The organism is Streptomyces sp. bgisy159 (genome assembly GCF_057707805.1).
This window is the reverse complement of sequence record NZ_JBYIQX010000107.1, coordinates 1-2,611: the sequence shown is the minus strand read 5'-3', so window position 1 is coordinate 2,611 and position 2,611 is coordinate 1. Positions and strand designations below refer to the sequence as shown.

Sequence of the window (2,611 nt, the reverse complement as noted above, 5' to 3'; positions counted from 1 at the left end):
TTTCCACTCGCCGTTGATGGAGCCGATGCTCGACGCCTTCCGCGAGGTGGCCGAGCGTATTGCTTACGTGCCCCCGGTCATTCCGGTCGTGTCGAATCTGACCGGTCAGCTCGCCACCGGCGAGGAGTTGGCGTCGTCCGAGTACTGGGTACGGCATGTCCGTGACACCGTCCGCTTCGCCGACGGCGTCACCGCACTGAACGCCCACGGCGTGACGCGTTTCCTGGAGATCGGCCCCGACGGCACCCTCACCGCCCTCACCCGGAACTCCGTCCCGGACGACAGCCCCGCCCTCCTCACACCCACCCTCCGCAAGGACACCCCGGAACACCCGGCCGTACTGCGCGCGATGGCGCTGTTGCACGTCGACGGGGGCGAAATCGACTGGGCCGCCGTTCTGCGTGGCAGTGACGGCGAGACGACGCCGGTCGATCTGCCGACGTATCAGTTCCAGCACCGACGCTATTGGCTGGCCCCGAACGAGCCGTCGCCCGGCGGTCCTTGCGGTCCGACGCGAGCCTCCACAGTGGTCGACGCCGACTTCTGGACCGCCGTGGAGCGCGAGGACCTGTCGGTGTTGGCCGAGGATCTCGATCTTCCGGCGGACACGCTGGAGCCCGTCGTGCCGGCACTTTCGAGGTGGTACCGACAGCGGCAGGACCGGGCAGCGCTCGACGCGTTGCGGTACGAAGTGTCCTGGCTGCCACTGACTCGGCACGACGAGACCACGACGACGGCCGGTCGGCCCCGCACCGGAAACTGGACGGTGCTGCTCCCCACCGAACTGGATGCGTCGTCGCGCCGCACTGCGGACGACCTCCTGCTCGGCCTGCGCGAGCACGGAATCACTCCGTACGTCGCAGAGGTGACGGACCCCACCGACCCCGCCGAGGCACTGCGCTTCACGGCTGCGGAGACGGACGGAGTGCTGTCCCTGCTCGGGCTTGCCGCGCACGTCGATCCGGTCGTGACCACGCTGACCGCGCTGCGGGGGGTAGCCGAGTCTCCGGCTGCGGGCGTACGACTGTGGGCCCTCACCCAAGGCGCCGTCGGTGTGGGAGGGGCTGATCGTGCCGTGAGCCCTGAACAGAGCGCCGTCTGGGGACTGGGACGCGTCGCCGCCCTGGAACACCCCGATACGTGGGGCGGGTTGATCGACCTTCCCGCGGACGTCGACGACCGGGTGTGCGCACGGCTCGCCAAGGCTCTGACGCGTCTGAGGCCCGGCGAGGATCAGGTTGCCGTCAGGGCTCACGCCGTCTTCGGCCGTCGGCTGGCACAGACCACACCGCTGTCCTCGGGTACCCCGGCCTGGAAGCCCGACGGCACGGTTCTGATCACCGGGGGTACCGGTGCCCTGGGCGCCCACGTGGCCCGTTGGGCGGTGGAACGCGGTGCCCGCACCCTTCTCCTCGTCAGCCGCCGCGGCGAAGCGGCACCGGGTGCGACCGCACTGCGCGAGGAGCTCCAGCGCATGGGCGCGCAGGTCACGTTGGCTGCCGCGGACGTTTCCGTACGCGCTGAACTCGCCGGGCTCCTCGCCGCGCACCCGGTCGACGCGGTCTTCCACACTGCCGGGATCCTGGACGACGCCACGCTGCTGGCGACGGACGCCGAGCGCATCGACCGAGTGAGGGGGCCCAAGGCCACGGGAGCGCTCCTGCTCGACGAGCTGACACAGGACCGCGACCTGTCGGCGTTCGTCCTCTTCTCCTCCCTGGCGGGAACGCTGGGAAGCCCGGGGCAGGGCGCCTACGCCGCCGCCAACGCCGTCCTCGACGCGCTCGCCGAACGGCGGAGGGCGGAGGGCCGTCCCGCCACCTCCATCGCCTGGGGTCCGTGGGCCGGAGACGGTATGGCAGCGGAGTCCGGCGGCCGGCGCCGTGGTCAGGGGGCCGTGACGGCACTCGACCCCCGGCTCGCCCTCTCCGCACTCGGAGCCGCGCTCGACACCGGCGTCACCACCCAACTGATCGCGGACATCGACTGGCCCGATTTCGTCCCCGCGTTCACCGCGGTCCGTCCCAGTGCCCTCCTCACCCCTGTGGCCCCAGCCGACTCCACCCCCGAACCGCGCGGGACCCAACGCACTGGAAGCGAACTGCGCGCACGCGTGGCAGGGGTGCCCCGTGACGCCGGGCAACGTCTCGTGGTGGAACATGTCCAGGAGGTCACGGCCCTGGTTCTGGGACACGACGGCCCCGAACAGGTGGGTGCGGAGCGGGCGTTCCGCGATCTGGGCGTGGACTCGCTGATCGCGGTGGAGCTGCGCAACGTGCTGGCGGCCGCGGCGGGCGTGACCCTCCCCGCCACTGCGGTCTTCGACCACCCCACGCCCCAGGCCCTGGCCGCCCACATCTACGGCGAGCTGTTCGACGAGGTGACGTCGACCGCCTCCACGGCTTCGGTCGCAACGGACGAACCGGTGGCGATCGTCGGGATGGCGTGCCGTTTCCCGGGCGGTGTGGAGTCGCCGGAGGACCTGTGGGAGTTGCTCGCCGACGGACGGGACGGCATCGTCGACTTCCCCGAGGACCGCGGCTGGGCCGCTCTGGACAACGCCTTCTACCGCTATGCGCAGGCCGACGGTCGGAGTCCCGGGTGCAGCAAG

1 protein-coding gene is annotated in these 2,611 nt (G+C 71.2%); it reads left to right on the top strand.

Features of this window, described 5'->3' with window-relative positions:
• Window positions 1–13 precede the first annotated feature (13 nt).
• Window positions 14–2,611 (top strand): SDR family NAD(P)-dependent oxidoreductase (locus AC3ET3_RS35985; RefSeq protein ID WP_435613721.1); only part of this gene is annotated, 2,598 nt, incomplete at its 3' end.